Below are 19,448 nucleotides of genomic sequence, written 5' to 3'. Positions count from 1 at the left end.
GCACTGGTCACTCGACGGCGTTGAGGCGAGGCGACGGCCTGCCCCGCCCTGGTGCGCGCTCCGAGGCGGGGCAGGCGGGTCGAGCTGGTGACGTGTTGAGGTCGCCGAGCACGGGTGCGAGCAGGCGGTAGTCCCATGGCGCCAGGTAGGGCGGGAGTAGCCAGTGGGCGGTATCGCCGGAGGGGGCGGAGGTCCGCGGCAGTGGAGGTTTGTAGTCGGGGCGGGCGAGGCTGCCGCACTGCGGGCGGCCGTCACCGACTGTCGAGGGGGCGAGGAAGAGACGGACGCACCTTGCGTACGGGTCGATGATCGCGGGACCTACATCTGTGGGGGCGATGCGGGCGAGGAGGTCACGGGCGTCGTGCAGGCGCAGGGTCAGGACCCGCGCCTCCGGCGGGACCGCGGTGTGGTCCGGGCTGAGGGTGGCCAGCTCGCGGGGGAGAAGATCGAACAGGGCGGGTCGTGGTGTGCGGGTGGCAGCGGGGAGGGGCGTGAGGGCCGAGGTACTGCGGACCGGGACCTGTTTCCGGCGGGTGATCGGCAGGTGGACGACGAGTTCGTCGTCGTCGGCGAGGACGCCCAGTTCGTACCCAATGCGTACGCAGGCCGGCAGCTCAACCCCAGTTAGCCGCTTGATGGAAGCCAGCACCGGTCTGATCGTTCCGGCGGTCAGACCGAGCCGGGTGGCAATGACGGCGGGCAGGTAGTACTGCGTCTCGTCGATGGGAAGCAGCCGCCACACATTGCGCTGCAGCGGGGTCAGGACGTCCGGGTCCACGCGCTGGGCGCCGCTGGGGGAGATCAGCCCGACCTGCAGGAGTCTGTGCACCAAGGCCCTGTTGGTGCCCACGCCTACGGCGTTGCGGGCCTCCAGCACGATCCGCCGCAGCTTGGTCTGGGGCATCCGAAGGTTGGCGGCTATCTCCTTGTCCACGAGGCCGTCAGCCAGCAGTGTGATGGCCCTCAACTGAACCGGGTTCAGGGGCAACTTGTCCACGGTGACGGTCATTGGATACTCGCTCGCTCACTGGTTAATTACTGCGCTTGTGGGGTGGATGGGTGGACCGGGTCGACCCGCCTCACTGCGGGGATGTCCTCGTCATGGCGCTAGGCTGCGCGCGGCTTTCGGAGGGCTTGGGCAGCGCCAGTCGCGGCCCCGGGATGTGGATGCGGGGCGGTGGGGCGGGTGGCTCGCGTTCGGTCCGGCCGGTGGCGACGTGGCCGGCGTCCACGGCCTGCAGAAGTCCGTCGCTGACCAGCGTCCGCAGAATTCGGCGGAGTTGGCTCTGCGGCGCGCTGAATCCGTAGGCGAGGTGCCGCACGGAGAGGCGGGTGCCCTCTACGTAACGGCCTGCGCGGAACCGGTCTCGCAGTTCGCGGTCGATGTAGAAGAAGAGAGGGCATCCGGCCGGGAGTTCCCACCCCGTGCCCGCGACGTTGAGACGCCATCCGAGCGGAGGCTGGTACTCGACCAGGTTCTCCTCCCGCAGATGCACAAGGACATTCCGCAGATCCATGTACACCGGGATGCCGGGCACCAAGCCCGCGATCGAGTTGGCTTGATAGAGGTCCCCCCGCCGCCATTTGTGCAGATGTATATACGTGCGCAACCGGTGGGCGGCGTCCTGCTCACCGCCCGTCAGGAGCGGCAAAGGCGCCTGCGGCGTGCCGGGCGACGGGGTGACGACCGCCGTTGGCCGCCCCCCGGTTCCCATGACCAGCAGGCCGTTTTCGGCGAGGGCCCGCACGGCCATGGAGACCGGTGTCTGTGACGTGGAGAACTCGGCGCAGAGGTCGGCCTGTCTGGGGAAATGGGAACCAGGGGGGTACTCCCCTGCCTCCAGGCGGCGGCGCAGAATGCCCTCAATCCGCCGGGCCTTCGCTGCCACGCTGTCCGGTACACCTAGGGGCGAGCCGGCCGCGGCGCGTCTGGCGGGTGATGTGTCCGCCGACGACGGCGGCGGGGAGAGCGCCTTCGTCATGCCGATGGGCAGCCATCCGCGGCTGCTCCGTTCGACGAGGCTGTCCGCGGCCAGTGCGTCAAGGACCCGCCGCATGGTGCGCCTGTCCGTCGAGTAGCGCTCTGCGAGGAGACGCAGGGGCAGGGCGGTGCCTGCGGGCCAGTCACCGGTGCTGATCTGGTTCCGGAGGAGAAGGCTGAGGACGGTCTCCAACTCCACGGGGTGCGTGGACTTTTTTGTCATCGGGCGGACTCCGGTGTTGCACAGGCGCCGGCATCGTGTGCAGCCTGCAGCAGGTTCTCCAACTCTGTCTCGGCGTAGTGGACCGTGCTCGTCAGTGCCTCGTGGTGGCAGGCGGAGAGGACTCCGGATTCCAGTCCCGCCATGGTGATCACTGCGTGAAGTTCGTCTGTCGCGCGGTCGTCCAGGGCGGACGCGGCGAGTGGGTGGTGCAGCGCTTCCCGTGCGGCGTAGGCGTCGAGTCGGGCGACGCCGACGAGGCAGTCGAGGATGCGTGCGGTATGGCGTCCGGTGCGGTCGAGTTCCAGGGCTGACAGGCCCACCCGGGTCTGGAAGGCGGCGGTCGGCGGATTGGGGAGGTCAAGGAGTTGGAGGGCCTCTTCCAGGGTGCGGTCGAGGTCGGGTGCAGGCACGGGGACGTCTGCGGGCTGACAATGGGCGTGCAGGAGGAGGGCGACGGCTTCCTCCCACGGTTCGGTGGGCTGGGTGGTGTCGATCAGGGCGCGGGCCTGCTCGTCCAGGCCCTGCTCCATCAAGGCCATGATCTTGATCTGGCGGCCGTCGAGGAGCCGGTTGCCGATGCCGCGGTGCTGAGCCATGGCGTCCGCGGCTTCGGTCCACCGTCCGATGCGGGCGAGGGCGCGGGCGCCGTCCACGAGCAGGGTGATGTACAGCTCCTGGCACACCGCGCGGTGGTCCTCGTCCGTGTCGGTCAGAGCCGAGAGGTCGACGCTGCGGCCGTCGACTTCGGTCTTCTCCCGGTGCCGCGCGGCCTGGTTGAGACCGACCAGTAGGTCGTAGGCGGCTTCCCCTTGACCGGCGCGAATCCGCAGCCGGGAGAGGTTGACGAGTGGCATCAGCGACATGACCGCGATCCGTCCGTTGAGGCGTCCGGCGTCGGCGAAGATTTGGTGCTGGCGCCAGCACAGGTCGGTGGCCAGGTCGGGCAGGCCGACGTCGGAGATGATGAGCGCGGCGTAGTTGAGGACCCCGCAGGTGCGGGCCACCAGGTCGTGGTGGCTCGCACCTGCGGGTGCGACGGTCAGCCCGGTGAGGTGGTTGATGCGCTCGTCCAAGGGGAGCGCGGGCGCCTTGGTCCGGAGGACTAGAGGGATGCGGCTGGCTATCGCGGGGATCATCGGCTCAGCCCTTGCGCGCCCAGTCGACGACCAGTCGGCTGTAGGGCTTGTCGACGACGAAGCGCGGGTCGCCCGCCGTCAGCAGGTCGCGGGAGTCGGCGGTGGCCATCCGGAAGCCCGGTGCGGGGGCGTCGTTGCCCCCTGTCGCGTCCCAGGCGCGGATCTCGTCCACGACGTGCTCGGCGAGGCCGGCACCCGCCTCACCGTGGCCGATCACGCCGACCTCCCAGTAGCGGCCCTTCTCGTCCTCGTCCTCCCGGATGGTCAGGTACGCGAGCGATCCGCCGTCGAGGGCGGCCATGGAGCCCCACCCGAAGTGCGGGGTGAACCCGGGGCGCTGGCCGGGCAGGCGGGACAGGCCGTTGGGCAGCACACAGGCCAGGTACAGGTACAGCCACTCCCAAGCGGAGCCCTGGCGGAACTTCACCCCGGTGTAGATCTTGGTCTGCTGCTCGTCGAGGACGGTGCGCAGGGCGTCGCGGTCGACGTCCTGCTCGCTGAACGTCTCTAGGCGCACGTTGCCCTCGCCGTCCATCGGCACCAGCGTGTACACGTCGTCGCACACGCCCTTGCGCAGAGGGATGAAGGTGGCCATCTCGCAGGAGACGGTCTTCCACGTCTCCCCGTCGCGTTCGAAGGCGAAGGAGCGGGAGATGCTGCCGCGGATGCGCATCGGCAGGACGAGACGTCCAGCGGGGGCGAGCTGGTCGAGGATCTTCACGGGGACGTCGCCGGCGCCGACAGTGAAGATGATCCGGTCGTAGGGGGCGTGCTCAGGCAGGCCGGCCGCCCCGTCGGCCATCACCGCGGTGGCGATGTCGACACCTACCTCGACGAGGTGCCTACTCGCGTCGGCGACGAGGTCCTGGTCGACGTCGAGGGTCCACACCTGCCCGCCGGGATAGACGATCTTGCCGAGGAGCGCGGCGTTGTAGCCGGTGGCGGCTCCGGCTTCCAGGACCCTGTGGCCGGGCTGGGCGCCGAGCTGTTCGAGCTGGGTGGCGACGATGGACGGCGCGGAGATGCAGGAGATCATCTCCCCGCGCTCGTCGTGCTTGATCGGGACGGCGTCCTCCTTGTACGCGCTCTCCAGATCGACGCCGGGCAGGAAGGCGTTCCGGTCGGTCGTGCGGAAGGCGTTGATGACGGCCTTGCTGCGCAGGTGGCCGCTGTCGACGAGCCTGGCAGCGAGGGCTTCGCGCAGCTGGCTGGGGTCGGTTACGGGTGTCAAGGTGGTCTCCATTCGAGGGAGGCTAAGGTCCGCGGATACGGACCTGCGGGTAGGCACGTCGGCTCCTTCTCCGGTGGAGAAGGCGACGTGACGGCCGAGCCACGCGGTGGCGGCCTGCGCGTCGGCAGGTACGCCCGCGCGGTTGAACGCGAAGATCGCGTGATGGGTGATGACGCCCCGGACTCCGCGTATCAGTCGGCCGTCGGCGGCGAGCCGGCGCAGGTGACGGCCGGTGTCCTCGAACGCGGCGACGCGCTCGGCCCAGCCCGCTTCCGCGTCGGGGCGCAGAGCCGCGTCCGCGTTCATCAGCCGCCGCATAGCGCAGACGGCCTTCTCCAGGGCAGGCCCCTGGGGCGGGGCGACGGGGGGTCGCAGGGCGGCCCACTGGGCGTAGACATCTCCGGCTTCGAACGGGTCCAGCCCGGCCGCGCGGATCATGGCGGACAGCAGCATCACGCTGCGCTCGCGGGCGCCGGGAGTGCCGGTCTCGGCGAGCACAGCCGGGCTGTCGGCGCAGAACAACTCGTGCGCAACCGCCATACCCTCGGGGCCGCCGAAGGCATGAGTCTCCGGCTCGTACGTCCCGCCGGTCCAGCCGGTGATCACGTGGTCGGCGACGAGCTTGTCCAGCAGACCGGTGGTGGGTTGTTCGGTGCGCAGGCGCACGCCGGCGTCCTTGCGCAGGAAGTGAAAGCGGTGCTTGGCCAGCGCGGTCGCCAGGGCCCGAGCGGCGTCCACATGTGGATCGGGGAAGGCCACGGATGCGTGCCACCAGGATGTGGCCGGGGGAATCGGCAGATTCTCATCGTCGAAGGTCATAAGTAGGAAACTCCTTGCAAGGCGGAAGGTTTGGGAATCAGGTGAGCAGGAGGGCGCGGCTCCAGCCGGTGGTATCGGTGGCATGCAGAGCGAGTTGGGCTCCAGCGCGGCCTTCCATGAAGCCGGGTTTGGGCAGGTGCTCCCAGTCGGCGGTCAGCCGCCGGTGCAGGTCCTGGATGATCGGGGCGAAGCGATCGGGCGAAGGACTGTCGGCGGCGACCGCGCGGGTGAGCGTCAGTAGGCCGGCCCAGCCGTGGCAGAGCGTGGAGTCGGTGATGCGGGCGAGCCGCAGCGGGTCGGTCAGGATGGCCGCAACGGTGTCCTCGGCCACCCGGCGGCGGGCCGGGTCGCCGAGGGCGAGCGCGGCGAGCTGCTGGGCGCGGGCGATGCCGGGCTGGCCATAGCACCAGGACTGGCGGGCCGGCTCCGGCGCGGCTGGCTCGTTGGCGTCCAGGTGCGCTGCGGTAGACCAGTAGTGGACGCCGTGCCGGTCGAGCCACGTTGCGAACGTGCCAACGGCTTCATCTTGGCCGGGAACGCTGACGCCGGCACGCAGGGCGAGGGAGAGCACGGCCAGGGGCCCGGCGACGCCGTGGGCCAAGCCGTTGTTGCCGTGCCCGCCGGCCATCTCCTTCCCGTTCGGGCCCACCGCCGACCACCACCCGGGCAGCATCCGGCCGTCACTGCGGGCGGGGCCGGCGAGCGCGACGAGGCAGGCGAGCACATCGGGCAGCCGGGGAGCGGGCGGTTTCCGGGACAGCAGGAGGGCGGCAAGTCCGGTCAGGCCGCGGATGAGGTCCCATTCGGCGAGGTGGGGCAGCACGCCGGCCGCCTGACGGCGGCGGGCGGCGGCGAGCCGGGCATCCACGACGCGGTCGACGGCCGCGCGGACATCGTCGCCGGCCCCGTTGGCGCGAGCCAGGACGAACTCCAATGCCGGGGCGCCGTGGAAAAGGCTGGCGTTACTTCCGGTGCTGACCCCGCGTGCGGTGGCCTGGGTGAGGTGGCGGCGGGCGATGGACGTGTCATGGCGCTCGATGTCGAGCAGAGCCATCCCCAGGGCGCCCTCGGACAGGTCCTGCGTACGGGGCGCGGTGGTCCTGGTCATGAGTGCCTGGCTAGGGGGACGACGATGCTGTGGGCCCGGCCGCCGATCCACCCGTCCGCGTCCGGCGGGGGCGCCTCATGCAGGGTGGCGATGCCGAAGGGGCTGGCGTCCAGGTGCGCGCGCAGGAGGTCCAAGTCGAGGGCGCGGGTGAGGTCGAGGGGCAGATGCTGATCGTCCTCCGTGAGCAGCACCCGCTCCGGCACCCGAAACCGATTACGCCAGGAATGGAGTTGGTCCGCCCACTGCTGGAGCGGGGCGGTGCGGGCGGGCAACGTACGGCTGCTGATCTTCCACCGGGCATCGGTGAGGATGGTGCGCCGGTAGGTGAGGGCGGGAGTGAAGGGCAGGGCCCAGGCCGCTCCCCAGTCGAACCAGGTCACCTGCGGGGAGGTCGCCCGGCTGATCTCACCGAGGAAGCGGGCCATCGGCGGCGTGTAGTTGTGCCACAGGAAATTGATGGCAGTGGGGGCCAGCAGCTCCAGCGGCTTGCCCGTCGCGGACTCCACCAGTTGAGGGCGGCCGTCGGTGACGGTGACCGAGAGGTCGCGGGGGAAGAGGACGTGCGGGGCGGGACGGCGGAATTCGCCGACGCTCACGACCCGGGGCAGGGCCTGCGGCGCGCGGGTGAGCAGGTCGGCCGGCACCCGGCCGGCGTGGAACGAGAGCTGCACGAGTTCCGCCTGCGGATCTACTGTCGGCAGGTTCGCGTACGTCGCCTCGGTGCCAGGGAAAAGGTGCCAGAACCGGCCGGTCATCGATCCGGCCGAGCGAGAGACGGTCAGGACACGCAGCCTGAAGTCGCCCCGGTCCAGGGCCGTGACGGAGGCGGCGTGGACCTGCGCGGCCAGTTCGAGGTGGGGCGCCAGGCCGTGAGGCTTGTCGTCGGCCGCTGCTTCCAGTTCCTCGATCATCGCCCCGGTCACCGCGACGGTGCGGCTGCCTTCGGCGGTAGCGATGCTGGCCAGCTCCAGCAGCAGGCGGTCACGCCGGGACATCGGCCGAGGGGGTTCGCTCGCCTTGACGAACCCTGCCGGTAAGCCCACGCCCCGGTCAGGGTCCGTGGCCACGTCCACCGATACCGCCGTGTTCTCGCCGTAGCGCTCTGTAAACCGCTCGATCCACCGGCGCCAGGCCGGTGTCCCGTTCGGATGGGTGACCAGGCGGGCCAGTACGGTCGCAGCGGTCTCCGCTTCGATCCGTACCTGCTCGGGCAGATGTACGTCGGCATCCAGCCGCAGGTCGCACGCCGTCCGCAGGCCGGCTGCCTGAGCGCGTGCCTCGGGCGGCAAGACGTCGGTGGGGTCGGCGACGGTGGCGGGTGCGCGCAGCGAAGAGCGCAGCAGCCGCACCCGCAGCAGTTCACCGAGCAGCCGGTCACGCGCGGTGTCGCTCGCAGCGGGGAACTCCGCAGCCAGCTTGTCGGACAACTGGCGGTATCCGATGGGCGATCGGGCCAGGTCGAGGATGAGACGCAGTGCGGGGCTCAGAGCGAGGCGGAACTCCGCATCTCCCTCGGAGGGCACATGGATGTGCCGGTCGCGCTGATAGATCAGGGTGTTGACGCAGAGCTCGGTGTCGGCCATGCACGCGGCGTCGCTCTCCCGGGCGCTGAGGACTTCCTCGAGCCCGGCTGGCTCGGGTCGGGGCACGGCCTGGTGCTCGTCGCCGATGCGGACGGACGTGGTCTGGTCGAAGGCGAGCGGGGCGACGCCGGCGAACAGGCCGTAGGGGGTGGAGCGGCGTGCGTAGCGGATCGCGTAACGGGCGGTGGACAGTGCCGCGCGGCGCATCCGGCGCGCCTTCGGCGTGCGGCCGTCGATGATGGCCTGTACCTGCTCGGCGAGGTGAGGGCTCGCCTGCGACACGGTCCGGCGGAAGTCGGCGTCGGACCATACCGTGCTCAGCCACGCGCGCCACTCCGTCGCGGGCGCCGTGGCCGTCGGCCAGGGCGGCATGGCGGGCTCGGTGGTGTGGGCCGCGGCGCGTAGCATGGTCTGCCCCGTGGCCTCGTACAGTCTGGGCCGATGCCGTGTCATCAGGGCTCTCCTCGTCTTCTGGCGTGGCGGGCGGGGCGGGCCGGACGGGTAGAACCCCCGTCCGGACCGCGTTGCCGGGGTGATCCGGCTTACGAAGTGGTGCAGGCGCTGGGGCAGGAGCTGCCGCAGGTGTCGCCGGTGCTGCACATCAGGACCGTCTCGGTCGCCGGCGTGCCCTCGATGAAGGTGATGTCGAGCCCGAACGGGTCGTCGTCGGTCTTCACGAGGTCCGCCGGGGCGGGGGCGGTCGGCCTTTCGGTCTGGATGGCGGTCATGCATGCCTCCTTGGAGTGGGTGGTACGGGATGCCGGGGCCCGGTCGGGCCTCGGGGTCTAGTGCCGGACGAGCAGGCTGGCGAAGTTGCCTGGTCCGTGGGGTCTGGGATCGGGATGCGGTGCTGTCAGACCGCTGCGGGCTGCGCCAGGGGGGTGTTCTTGGCGGCGTGGCTCAGTACCCGGGTGAAGTGCTTGGCCCGCTCGTTGCCCTCGGCCTCTTGAGCGCGGAGGTCACCGAAGTGCTTCCAGTACCGGCGGCTGACGTCGCTTTTCATGATCCACTCGGCGTGGAAGGGCAGGTGCCCCTTCGGGACGAAGCCGAGGCGGTCGCGCAGGCTGAGCATGCAGAGGAGCCGGTTGGACGACATGAGCCGCATGTACTCCTCGGTCTCCATGTCCTCGGGCTTCCAGATCTCAGCGAGGTCATGATTGGTGGATACCTGCGCCAGCCACGCCAGCTGGTTGCCCGCGAGGAGCGCTTCGTTTCGTTCGGCCTGGTGCCTCGCGTCCTGCCGGAGCCGGGCGGCTCCGACCACGATGGTCGCCAAGGAGACTGCGGTGCCAGCAGCGAGGACGCTGGTGGTGAGCTTCATCACGAAACGGTCCTTTTCGTATGAGGGGGATCGGTGGGTGCGGCGGATGGGTGAAGTGGGCGGGGCTCGCTGGGTCATGCGATCGCCGCGAGCACGACGGTCGAGGAGTCGTCGACCGGATGATCCTGGGCGCACCGACGACGCACCTTCTCCAAGCCCGTGGCGATCGGTGGCAGCCCGATGGATGCCCTTCGCTGGTCCAAGGAATCGGGCGCGCGCACCGGGCACAGCTCAACACCTGCCGGTGCAAAAACCTGTTGAGTCCCGAACTCCTGGGGGCGACCGCTGTTGACCAGGGTGCGGTCGTAAAGGTGGGCCCAGTGCTGGACGCGCGCGTCGCCGTCCTGGACTGCGCGCTCCAGCAGGGTGGTGGCCGCCCGTTGAAGATCGGCGTCGTCGTCGGCGTGAAGAGCCAAGCTCCAGGCGGCGCGTGCCGCTTCGGTACCGACGAGGCGGTGGCCGGGCCAGTCGTGTTCGGCCAGGACGCGGCGCAGGACCTTGGTATCAGCGTGGTCGGCATGACGGTCTTGGCCGAGTTGGACGGCGTCGAGTTGGTTGCGCAGGCGCTTGGCTCTGCGCGCTGCCGCCTTTGTGGCTCGGTCGATGAGTTCGCGGGCGAGGTCCGGCCGCAGAGGTTCGGCGGCCGTCACGCGACGGTCCGGCTGTCTGCGGAAGACTGCGGTTCGTGGACCCGGCAGGATATGAGCGCACTCAGTCCAGAACGTCGCTCGGCGATGAGTTCGAGGCGAGCGACGCGCTCCTCGTGCTGCCCCGTGCCCGATCCGCGCACGTCCCAGCCCATGTCGGTGAGTCGGAGAAGAAAGGGGGCGATCGGATCAACGCCGAGGGGCTGGCGGGCCAAGGCCTCGGCGCGCACGAGCGGCAGGTCGAGTCGTGCGGCGAAGTCGGAAGCCCACAGGGTGATCAGCAGAATGGTGTCATCGGAGCGGTCGGGCAGGGTGTGGCTGCAGCTCAGAAAGAGACACGGGCCCGAACCCCATCCGAGGTCAGGCGCTCGCTGCGGAATCATGCAGGCCAGCAGCACACCGTCCTCGAACAGTCCGGCCGGCTTCGCCTGCGGTTTGCGGAACAGGGCTGGGACATCGGCACGGGCGGGCACTGGCAGGCTGCGCATGGTGAGCCACCTCTGACGGTCCTGGACGAGCGCCGCGGCCTCGTCCCGCTCGGCGTCCGTGCACAGAGTCCGCATCTCGTACACGGCTGATAACCGAGGGGTGCGCTGGTGGAGTGATGTGGGCGCGGTCACGGGTGTCTCTTTCTCGTCTGGAAAGGCGTTCAGGGGACTGGGTCCCGCCGGTCCCCGCGGGGGACGGGGGCCGGCGGCACGGGCCCGTGCACGGCGGTCGGGATTCACGGGGTGCCGCGCACGGGGGTTCATGCGGCGGTGGGGTCGGGCTGCGCCCAGGCGGTCTCGGCCGCGAGGCGCTCGGACCACTGGATGTCGTCCTCGTCGAAAGCGGCGTCGGCCAGACGTATTCGCTGGACTTCACCCGTTCCTGCCGGCGGGTGGGTGTGCTGGATATCGCGCCACAGGCGCTGGAGGACGTACTCGCGGTCGAGGGCGTGGGCGCCGTGCAGCTCCATGGCGTCCTGGGCGGACGTCATGGCCCACTGGTGGCCCAGGTACTTTGCGTTGATCAGATCGGCATCACAGGACAGGCCCTGGTCGAGGAGATGCACGGACTGGTAGGCCAGAATGCGTGCCGCGCGCAGGCGGGCCTCCACGTCGCCGACGCGGTCCCGCAAGACCGACAGATCAGACAGGGAGCCCTGGTAGCGGGGCCGGGCCTTGAGGTAGGAAGTCGTGGTGGCCGCGACAGCCTCGTGGATGCCCAGGCTGACAGCGGCCAGGTTGGGGCGCCCATACAGAATGCTGCTGCTCTGGGCAACGCTCAACCCCTGGCCGATCTGTCCGATCACGTTGTCGACGGGGACGCGGACGTGATCGAGGTCTAGGCGGCCGGCGGAGAAGCCGTGCAGGCCGAGGCCGGGACGGTGGGCAGGGACGGAGAGCCCATGGCGGTCGGATTCGACCATGAACGCGGTCAACGCCTGCGAGGTCCGCACGCCCGCCTCGGCGGTCCGGGCGAGCACGAGGTGGGCGCCCGCGAGGTGGCTGTTGCCGATGTGGATCTTGCTGCCGGTGATCAGCCAGTGGTTGCCGGCCTTCTCGGCGGTCGTCTCGATGCCGCCGATGTGTCCGCCGGCGGCCGGTTCGGTCACCGCGATCGACAGGAGCAGCGAACCGTCAGCCACCTGGGGCAGCCACCGGGCTTTCTGCTCAGGGGTGGCGAAGTGCAGCAGGGCGCCGACGGGGATCAGGGTGGCCTGCAGGATGGCTGCGGCAGCTGCCGAGACCCGCGCGATGCGGTGGATCAGAACCGTCTTGGCCACATGGCCGGCACCCAGCCCGCCGAAGACGGGCGGGACGGTGACGGCGAACCAGCCCCGCGCGGCCATCAGATCGGCGACCTTGCGCTCCACCCGGCCCGGAGCGGCCTCCATCCGCACGGCGCGCGGCGCGACGTGCTCGGCTGCGAAGGCGTCCGCCTCGCTCCACAGCAGGTCGTGGCAGGCGGTGAGATAAGGGCGCAGCGCCGGAGGCGGCGTAGCGGATGTGGCGGGCATGGTCGTCTCCCTCTCCCTGGATGAAGTTCGCGCGGTGAAGCGGCCGGGTATCGCCTGCTCCCGGGTGGAGGCGGTGGAACGGGTCTAGCGGACGGGCGCTCGGGCGATGCGGCCCAACACCTGCGTGCCGGCGTTGATGACGATGTCTCTGAGCCGTCGGGCCTCGCTCAAGGGCCTTTTCTCGGGGTCGATGACGCAGACCGTGCCCAGCACGGTGCCGCTCCCGTGGATGAGCGGGGCGCCGAAGTAGGAACGAATGCCGACTGCGTCGACCACGTGGTTGCCGCTGAAACGGGGGCTGGCGTGCACGTCGTGCAGTGGCAGGGCCTTCTTGCGTGCCACGACCTCCGGGCACCAGCCGTGGTCGTGGCTCATGGTGCGGCCGACGATGACGTACCCGCTGTCCGCGGGCGGCTGGTGCAGTCCCACGAAGGTCTGCTCCTCCAGGAACAGATTAACGAACCCGTACAGGAACCCGGTCTGCCCGGCCATGTCGCGGGCCAGCTCGTCGAAGTACTGGCTGGCAGCGGTCGACACGCCCAGGCGCTCCAGCAGCTCGTACCGCTGCGCCAGTTCGGTCGCCTGCTGGGCCTGCGGGCCGGTAACGGCAGCACCGGCTGGGATGGGCAGCCCGTGGGCGCTGTCGCGCATGCCGCGTTGCGGCAGGGACAGCGCGGACGGGGCGGTTTGGGGCCCGAGGTGGGGATCGTTGGGCTGATATGACATCAGGCGTCCTGGAGGGTGGCGGCGGATGTGGGGTGAGCGGGGCGCGCCGGTGTGCTCTGCACTGCGTGGCCGACGAGGGTCAGCAGGACTCCGGCGACGTGGCTCGGATTGCGGGCGTCCCACGCGGTTGCCCTCGCGCCCTCCGCCCAGTGGGGCGAAACGCCGGTGACCACCGGTACGGAGGCGGGCAGGTCGAGGGCGGCGCGGACCTGTTCGGGGTGGTAGCGGTGGGCTCCGTCGACGTCGAAGTGGTTCACGGCGACGACGAAGGGCAGGCCGATGTCCTCGAAGAAGCTGACGGGCGTGAAGCTGCTCTCCAGTCGGCGAGTGTCGACCAGGACCACCGCTCCGACGGCCCCGCGGGAGAGCTCGTACCAGAGGTCGACGAACCGGTCCTGGCCAGGTGTGCCGAACAGGAACAGCTCCAGAGGCACGGGCGCCTCGGGGAGGCTGAGGCGTCCGAAGTCGAAGGCGACCGTGGTGGTCTGCTTTGCCTCTATACCTTCCAAGCTGTCCACGTCCGCGCTCGCCTCGGTCAGGTACTCCTCCGTGCTCAGCGGCGTGATCTCGCTGACCGCGCCCACGGCGGTGGTCTTGCCGGCACCGAAACCCCCGGCAATCACGATCTTCAGCACGGTCGGTGCACCACCATGCGAGAGCGCCGAAGTCCGCAGGCTCTCAGGCGGGTCATCCGGCCTGGCGGTAGGCGATGGCATCGGGAAACTTCCTTTTCAGGGCCACTGAAAGGGCCGCCAACAGATGGGTGGTGGGACGGTCATCTGCGTCGGAGGCGTAGGCATCGGTGACGGAGATGACCAGAGCGTGGGCGTCCAGGAGGTCCGAGACGAGGATCTTGACGGCGGTGACGGGACGTCCGAGCCGTCCCGCCAGCTCGGACACCGAACGCCGGTGCTCCCGACACAGAGCGAGGATCTCTTCGCATTCCTCGGCCTGGCCCAGGCCGGGCCGTCCGGGGCCGGCGTCCAGCACGGTGTCCAGTCCCAGCAGGTGCCGCGGCCTGGTACGCCCGCGCGTCAGCGTGTAGGTCCGCACGAACGTCGAGCCCTCGGCCGCGTCGCCGCGGGTGCTCACCGGATCTCATCACCTGTGCCGACGCGGACGGGGATCTGCATGTAGGGGGCGAACCTCTTCACCAGGCGCCCCATCTCGAAGCCGACGGGGCCGGCGTCGGAGTCCGGGCCAGCGATGACGGCGAGGACAGTGTCCACCTCCCCGCGTTCGTTGCCCGGGTGGTTTTCGAAGGCCGCGCTGCGACCGGCGCTCTGGACGAAGAACAGGCAGTCCTCGCGCTCGATGATGATCTGCCTGGCCGGCCGCTTCTGGTGGCGGGGGCCACTAACGTTCGACGCGAGGGACGCCACGCCACTGAGCGCGGCCGACAGTTCGTCCGCCCAGTCCTTGTCGACCTCACTGTCCAGGAGCCGCAGCCCGTCCCGCGACAGCAGAACGGCGTGCAGAACGCCCGGAACGTCGTCGGCGAACTGCCGCAGCAGCCAGGCCATGCCCTCCCGCTGATGACTCGCCGTCGCCTCGGATGCGGGCACGACGCCGATCGTCGGGTTCGTTTCAGAATGGGTGCTCATGAGGATCGCTCCAGAAAGAGGAAGGGGCGGCGGATACTTCCGGGTCAGGGGCTGGGCTGCTCGGCCGGAGTGGGCGGAGAACCGGCGGCCCCGCCGGCCTCGATGCCTGTGCGGAAGGCGGCTGCGAGCCCTGGCGTCGCCGCAGTCGGGGGTGCTTGCTCCCGCTCACGCGGTGGAGGGAAGGAACCGGCCTGCCGTGTACGCCGGGGAAGGTCGGGCGCTGGAAGGGCGTGCCCCGCCACGTCGGCTCCCGGCGGGCCCACGGCGATCGGGTGTGGGGTCTGCTCCGCAGAAGGGGCAGCCGCCGCTGTGGCAGGTTGCCGCGGCAGGAGTGAGGAAGGGCGTGTCTCCCGGGGGTGAGCGCCCGCGTCACCGACGGGGGAAGTGTTACGAGAAGCCCGGCCGGAATGACGACCAGAGCGGTGGTGCCTCCGGTCACGGCCTCTTGCAGGAGAACGGACAGTCCGTGTGACTGCGCGATTTTCGCGGCGACCAGCAAGCCGAGCTGTCCGTCTCGCACCTGACCGCTGACATCGACCTCGTCGGGGGCCTTGAGCAGATGATTCATCTGTGCGCGGGTCTGCGGATGCATGGGGATGGCCCAGTCCTCAACTTCGACCGCCAGCCCGTTCGGTACCCGTTGTGCCCGTACCGTCACCTTCGTCGCCGGGTCGGAGCACTCGCAGGCGTTTTCGATCAGCTCGGCCAACAGGTGTGTCAGGTCCGGACCCACATGTCCGGGAAGCCCCAGCTCGCCCCCCACAGAACCGGTCGCGACTACCACGCGCGGGTACTGCACCACCTCGGAGACCGCACCACGCAGTGTGGTCGTGACGGACACCGGCCGACGCACGCTGCGCAGAGACTGCCCGCCCAGCACCGCCGTGCTCTCCACCTGACGACGCATCCGCGTGACGAGGTGATCGATCTCGAAGATCTTCGACAGCAGCTCCGGGTCGTCGGTCAGCATCTCCAGCTGGCTGAGGGCCACCAGGGCCTTCGTGACCAAGGCGTGCTCCCGCACGGCTAAGCGGCGCAGCACTTCCAGAAGGACGACGGACTGGGACTCGTCGTGCACACGTATCAGCGACGCGATGGCCTGCACCTGGAGTGCACTGAACGTTGCGTCGACCTCCGCGGTCGCACTGGCCGGCTGCGGCATCTGCATGTCCGGCAGCGGCGGCCGTGCCCCTCGGCACAGCTCGTCCGCCGACCACTGCACCGACTTCTCGACGGCCGACGCAGCTCCCGTGATGGCGGTCAGCACCACAGCTCGCCGTTCCTCGGCGGCTGTCTGCAGGGATTCGGTGGCCGTACGCACACTGCGGGCCGTTACCAGCACGACCCAGGTCAGTCCGCAGACCAGGCCGACCAAGAGCCAGCCGACAGCCACTGCAGCCGTCGACCAGACGGCGAAGGCGGCGCCCAGCAGGCCCGCAAGCAGCAGCAGGGGCAGCATCACGGCACGACGGACACAGTGCACCGTGGACGCATCGGTCCGTGACGACCGCCGACGGCGGTGGTCGGTCGCGGCCGACCGTGTCGGGAACACGCTGTCAGGCATGGGAATCCTCGTCAGTGGAAAAGGGGCGGCTGGGCATGCTGCGACGTCGTGGCGTTGTGGTTCTGCTGCGGCCCACACGCCGGAATCGTCACCGCGCCTCGGTGGGGAGAGGACTGGGTCGCCAGCTGCTGCAGGAGCAGGGCGCTCTGGATCAAGCCCATGTGGCTGAACGCCTGCGGAAAGTTTCCGAGTTGGCGCTGCTGAATGGTGTCGTACTCCTCGGCGAGGAGGCCGAGGTCGTTGCGCAGCGCGAGAAGACGTTCGAAACGGGCGTGGGCCTCACCCAGGCGGCCCGTCAGGGCCAAGGCATCTACGAGCCAGAAAGAGGGCACCTCGCCGGCCACGCCCTCGACGATTCGGATCACCTGGGGTACTCCGTCGCGCGGCGGCATGAAGTCGAGCACCCGAACCGACCCCGACGGGGTGCGCCACAGCGATTCGAGGACGAGCGAGTCACCGCGGTACCGGCGCTCGGAAACCACTCCAGCGTCGGATCGGCCGGCAGACGGGGCCGGGGCGATCTGCCAGAAGCCGTGAGTCTGGGTGCCGAGCAGGCCAGCGAAGACGGCCGGCGAGTCGAAGCGGGGCAGGCACAACCAGTCGATCGAACCGTCGTCGCAGACATGGGCACTGGTCTGCATGTCGCCGATCAGACCGTACTGCTCGATACGCGGAAGGCGAGTCATTGTGTGGATCTCCGTAGACCCCGGGAATCCGGGAAGGCAATGGGCCGCCGCTGCGGCCGGGAACGGTAGATGAGGAGCAATTTGGCGGTTACCGGGGCGGCGGGTGCTCGCTCTCTCGGGGAGGATTTGTCTGCGGACAAGCGCGGCCGGTTGCTCGTCGTCCGCGGAGAGTGAGGTCATGGCCGGGGCACCGAGGCGGCGACGATCAAGCAGGCGAAGGCAAGAGCGAAGACCGAACCGCGCATCGCGTTGATCCTCGGCTTCCACGCACGCCATTTCCGGGTCCGCTTCGAAGGGGCGGTGCCACCGAGCGCCTGCACGGTCGCGATAAGCACCCTGGTTGCCCCGGCCAGCTTGACCAGGTGCACCCTGCTGGGCACGTACCCGCCCGGGACGTCCGCCGAAGCGACCCGCTGCGCGCTGAGTAACTCGGGCGCTCTCGGCGGGGCTGCGGCCCCAAGTTGGCTGATGTGACCGCGAAGGCGCCGTGCGAGTTCCTCCACATCGCTGGCGCTCTCTGGCAGCGGGGACTCCTCGTCCAATACGAGGGCTACCGTCTCCGCGGCAGACACCGCATGATCCCGCTGGACATCGGCCGTCTCCAGAGGGAGGGCGAACCATTTGCCTCTGCCATTGCGGTGACAGGTCTTCTGATGCAGGCCCAGAGAGAGACGCATGACACAACTCCTGTGTAGAGCACGCCAAGTTGAGCGAGGTTGGCCTTGGAGTGCCGACGGCTGACGTGCATAGTGAGTGATCCGGCCGCTACTTTGAGCGAACCCTGAATCACCGCCGAGGGGTATGCCTGCACGGCTGCCAAGGCCGCCAAAGGCGCCAAAGATCATTTCGAAACCGAGGGGCAGTCCATGGCCCGTGAGCGAAACCTCGCCTTCTCCGCCCTTCTGCGCGAAGCGGGCTGGTCCCAGCCTCAAGCAGCCGCTGCTGTCGCCCGCGTAGCTGCGGAGAGTGACGTACGGGAGCTGGAGGCCATCTCCCGTTCGCATATCTCCATGTGGGTCCTGGGCACGAAGCCCAGCGCGATAGCGCGGCATATCCTGCGCGAGACGCTTTCCCGCAAGCTCGGCCGCCGCCTCACCTTGGCTGACCTCGGGCTGGAAGACGTGCCGACAGGCACGACCGACAGCGGCTTTGACTGGAGCGTCGACCCTCTGACTGTGCTGGCCGAGCTGGGAAGCGACGATCTGGACATGCACCGACGCAAACTGCTGGCGACCTCCGCGTACTCCGCCGCCGGCCTGGCCTTGCCCACCGCCTCGTGGTGGGCAGCCGCCCCTGCCGCAGCAGCCAGACGCACGGCAGTTTCTCCCCGGCTGGTGGCCCAGGCCGACATCAACGACGTCCGCGACCTCACCAACTTCTATTCCGCGCGAGACCAGCAGCGCGGAGGCGCCTCCGGGCGCTCGGCGCTGGCCGGCCACCTCCGCGACGAAGCGGTCCCCCTGCTCGGCAGCCGATTCCGCACGGAACAGAGCCGCCGGGACACGTACTCCGCCGTCGCGGAGATGACCTACCTCGCCGGCTGGATGGCCTTCGACGCCTCCGAGCACCGCACCGCCCAGCGCTACCTCACCCTTGCCACCCGCATCGCGGCCGAAGCCGGGGACGGACCACTCGCCGGCCACATCCTGCGAGCCCTCGCCCACCAAGCGGTGGACCTCGGGCACCCACGCAAAGCGCTCGCCCTGGCCGACGCCTCCATGGCCCGCGACCGCTACGGCCAGGCCAGCCAGCGGGAGAAAGCCCTGCTCGCGATCGTTCACGCACGAGCGCTCGCGGCCGACGGCAACCGGTCTGGCACCATCGAGGCCATCACCCGAGCGGAGCGGGACCTCGCCCGCGCCGACAACGACGATGCGCCAGGCCGCGTGGACTTCTTCCAGGACGCCTCCCTCGCCCACGAGACAGCTTGCGCCCTGCGCGACCTGGGGCAGCCAGGCGACGCGGAGATCCACTTCCAGCGCAGCGTCGCCACCCGCCGACGCCAGCAATACGCCCGCACCCACAGCGTGACCCTTGGGTACCTCGGCGCTGTCCAGGTCCAGCAAGGCCGCCTCGACGAGGCATGCGCTACCTGGGGGCAAGCCCTCGATGCCATGGCCGGCGTTCTGTCGGGCCGCGCCCGCGACGTCATAGTTCGGATGCAAAGTGATCTCTCGCCCTTTCGGCAACGCGGAGGTCGCCACGTTGCCGAATTGGACCGCCGGGCAGGGGAGATGCTGCGGGTCATAGGCTGACCCTGGAGCAGGCCCGTTGCTTCGCATGACGGCAACAGGATGCAAAACTCTGAGTGAGAGGAACGACCCCTGATGGCGACGTACGAGGTTGAGTCGATCGCAACGGTGGTCGGGGGTCACACCCGCGTTCAGGACGACTACCAGGGCGGGATCGAATCCGTCATCAGGCTCAACGACACGTATCCCCTCGAAACATTGCAGGGCATTGAGGAGTTCTCCCACCTGACGGTGACGTGGCGCTTTCACATGGCGCGGCCGGAAGACGTCCAGCTGCACGCGCGGAGCCCACGGGGAAATCCGAGGTGGCCGACGACCGGTACATTCGTCCACCGCAACCACCGGCGGCCCAACCAGCTGGCTGTCAGCTATCCACGACTGTTGGGTGTGGATGGCCGGGACCTTCGGGTGACGGATCTCGATGCGGTCGACGGGACTCCAGTTGTGGACCTCGCCCCGTACTTCCAGGAGATGGGGCCCAGAGGCGCCGTGTCCCAACCGACCTGGCCGGGTGAGATGCTCGCCGACTATTGGCGCACCGCAGCGGGGCGTTCGTAGACCTGCT

20 protein-coding genes are annotated in these 19,448 nt (G+C 69.6%); 2 read left to right on the top strand and 18 right to left on the bottom strand.

Features of this window, described 5'->3' with window-relative positions; translation table 11 throughout:
• Positions 1 to 7 precede the first annotated feature (7 nt).
• The 18 genes from B9S64_RS02585 to B9S64_RS02500 form a co-directional block, all read right to left on the bottom strand.
• The gene (locus B9S64_RS02585; RefSeq protein WP_146060184.1) at positions 8 to 997 is read right to left on the bottom strand and encodes a hypothetical protein; all 990 of its coding nucleotides are present in this window, start codon (positions 995 to 997) and stop codon (positions 8 to 10) included.
• An 82-nt stretch (positions 998 to 1,079) separates the two neighbouring features.
• Entirely contained in the window at positions 1,080 to 2,204 is a 1,125-nt protein-coding gene (locus tag B9S64_RS02580) for a GntR family transcriptional regulator (protein ID WP_103493605.1), read from the bottom strand.
• Complete coding sequence (locus B9S64_RS02575) at positions 2,201 to 3,277, bottom strand: hypothetical protein (RefSeq protein ID WP_181387616.1); 1,077 nt, start codon at positions 3,275 to 3,277, stop codon at positions 2,201 to 2,203. The genes B9S64_RS02580 and B9S64_RS02575 overlap by 4 nt, the downstream gene beginning before the upstream one ends.
• A 67-nt stretch (positions 3,278 to 3,344) precedes the next feature.
• Entirely contained in the window at positions 3,345 to 5,390 is a 2,046-nt protein-coding gene (fxlM, locus tag B9S64_RS02570; RefSeq protein WP_103493604.1) for a methyltransferase, FxLD system, read from the bottom strand.
• A gap of 37 nt (positions 5,391 to 5,427) precedes the next feature.
• Positions 5,428 to 6,498: a lanthionine synthetase C family protein gene (locus tag B9S64_RS02565; protein WP_030817277.1), complete on the bottom strand. Its 1,071-nt coding sequence runs from the start codon at positions 6,496 to 6,498 to the stop codon at positions 5,428 to 5,430.
• A complete protein-coding gene (locus tag B9S64_RS02560) occupies positions 6,495 to 8,534 on the bottom strand; it encodes a lantibiotic dehydratase family protein (RefSeq protein ID WP_258038045.1) in 2,040 nt (679 codons plus the stop codon). The genes B9S64_RS02565 and B9S64_RS02560 overlap by 4 nt, the downstream gene beginning before the upstream one ends.
• A gap of 89 nt (positions 8,535 to 8,623) precedes the next feature.
• Entirely contained in the window at positions 8,624 to 8,809 is a 186-nt protein-coding gene (locus tag B9S64_RS02555) for an FxLD family lanthipeptide (protein ID WP_103493603.1), read from the bottom strand.
• Positions 8,810 to 8,934: 125 nt separating this feature from the next.
• Complete coding sequence (locus B9S64_RS02550; protein WP_103493602.1) at positions 8,935 to 9,402, bottom strand: DUF6082 family protein; 468 nt, start codon at positions 9,400 to 9,402, stop codon at positions 8,935 to 8,937.
• 74 nt (positions 9,403 to 9,476) lie between these two features.
• The gene (locus tag B9S64_RS02545; RefSeq protein ID WP_103493601.1) at positions 9,477 to 10,052 is read right to left on the bottom strand and encodes a DUF6624 domain-containing protein; all 576 of its coding nucleotides are present in this window, start codon (positions 10,050 to 10,052) and stop codon (positions 9,477 to 9,479) included.
• Positions 10,049 to 10,537: a hypothetical protein gene (locus B9S64_RS02540; protein ID WP_258038044.1), complete on the bottom strand. Its 489-nt coding sequence runs from the start codon at positions 10,535 to 10,537 to the stop codon at positions 10,049 to 10,051. The genes B9S64_RS02545 and B9S64_RS02540 overlap by 4 nt, the downstream gene beginning before the upstream one ends.
• A gap of 260 nt (positions 10,538 to 10,797) precedes the next feature.
• The gene (locus B9S64_RS02535; protein WP_103493599.1) at positions 10,798 to 12,051 is read right to left on the bottom strand and encodes an acyl-CoA dehydrogenase family protein; all 1,254 of its coding nucleotides are present in this window, start codon (positions 12,049 to 12,051) and stop codon (positions 10,798 to 10,800) included.
• Between the two features lie 84 nt (positions 12,052 to 12,135).
• Positions 12,136 to 12,777 (bottom strand): GAF domain-containing protein, encoded by a 642-nt coding sequence (locus B9S64_RS02530; RefSeq protein ID WP_103493598.1) that lies wholly within the window; start codon positions 12,775 to 12,777, stop codon positions 12,136 to 12,138.
• Positions 12,777 to 13,412, bottom strand: coding sequence for an ATP/GTP-binding protein (locus tag B9S64_RS02525; protein WP_181012446.1), 636 nt, complete (start codon positions 13,410 to 13,412; stop codon positions 12,777 to 12,779). The genes B9S64_RS02530 and B9S64_RS02525 overlap by 1 nt, the downstream gene beginning before the upstream one ends.
• A 52-nt stretch (positions 13,413 to 13,464) precedes the next feature.
• Positions 13,465 to 13,869, bottom strand: coding sequence for a DUF742 domain-containing protein (locus B9S64_RS02520; RefSeq protein ID WP_103493597.1), 405 nt, complete (start codon positions 13,867 to 13,869; stop codon positions 13,465 to 13,467).
• Positions 13,866 to 14,381, bottom strand: a complete 516-nt coding sequence (locus B9S64_RS02515; protein WP_103493596.1) for a roadblock/LC7 domain-containing protein — start codon at positions 14,379 to 14,381, stop codon at positions 13,866 to 13,868. Before B9S64_RS02515 ends, B9S64_RS02520 begins: the two co-directional genes overlap by 4 nt.
• Positions 14,365 to 15,945 carry an ATP-binding protein gene (locus B9S64_RS02510; RefSeq protein WP_258317475.1) on the bottom strand — a complete coding sequence of 527 codons (1,581 nt, stop codon included), beginning with the start codon at positions 15,943 to 15,945 and terminating at the stop codon, positions 14,365 to 14,367. Before B9S64_RS02510 ends, B9S64_RS02515 begins: the two co-directional genes overlap by 17 nt.
• 11 nt (positions 15,946 to 15,956) lie before the next feature.
• Positions 15,957 to 16,631, bottom strand: a complete 675-nt coding sequence (locus B9S64_RS35465) for a trehalase-like domain-containing protein (RefSeq protein WP_374936103.1) — start codon at positions 16,629 to 16,631, stop codon at positions 15,957 to 15,959.
• 176 nt (positions 16,632 to 16,807) lie between these two features.
• Positions 16,808 to 17,308, bottom strand: coding sequence for a DUF6415 family natural product biosynthesis protein (locus tag B9S64_RS02500; RefSeq protein ID WP_258038043.1), 501 nt, complete (start codon positions 17,306 to 17,308; stop codon positions 16,808 to 16,810).
• 189 nt (positions 17,309 to 17,497) lie between these two features.
• Between B9S64_RS02500 and B9S64_RS02495 the strand changes: the two genes are divergently transcribed.
• Together B9S64_RS02495 and B9S64_RS02490 are read left to right on the top strand one after the other, a co-directional pair.
• Positions 17,498 to 18,886: a Tat pathway signal protein gene (locus B9S64_RS02495; RefSeq protein WP_181012445.1), complete on the top strand. Its 1,389-nt coding sequence runs from the start codon at positions 17,498 to 17,500 to the stop codon at positions 18,884 to 18,886.
• A gap of 72 nt (positions 18,887 to 18,958) precedes the next feature.
• Positions 18,959 to 19,441, top strand: coding sequence for an SAM-dependent methyltransferase (locus B9S64_RS02490; RefSeq protein ID WP_103493594.1), 483 nt, complete (start codon positions 18,959 to 18,961; stop codon positions 19,439 to 19,441).
• The last annotated feature ends 7 nt before the right edge of the window (positions 19,442 to 19,448 follow it).

It is taken from the genome of Streptomyces sp. SM18 (assembly GCF_002910775.2).
Classification (GTDB): Bacteria; Actinomycetota; Actinomycetes; order Streptomycetales; family Streptomycetaceae; genus Streptomyces; species Streptomyces halstedii.
Note: the sequence above shows the minus strand (reverse complement) of the source record. Positions and strands in the feature narration are given on the sequence as shown.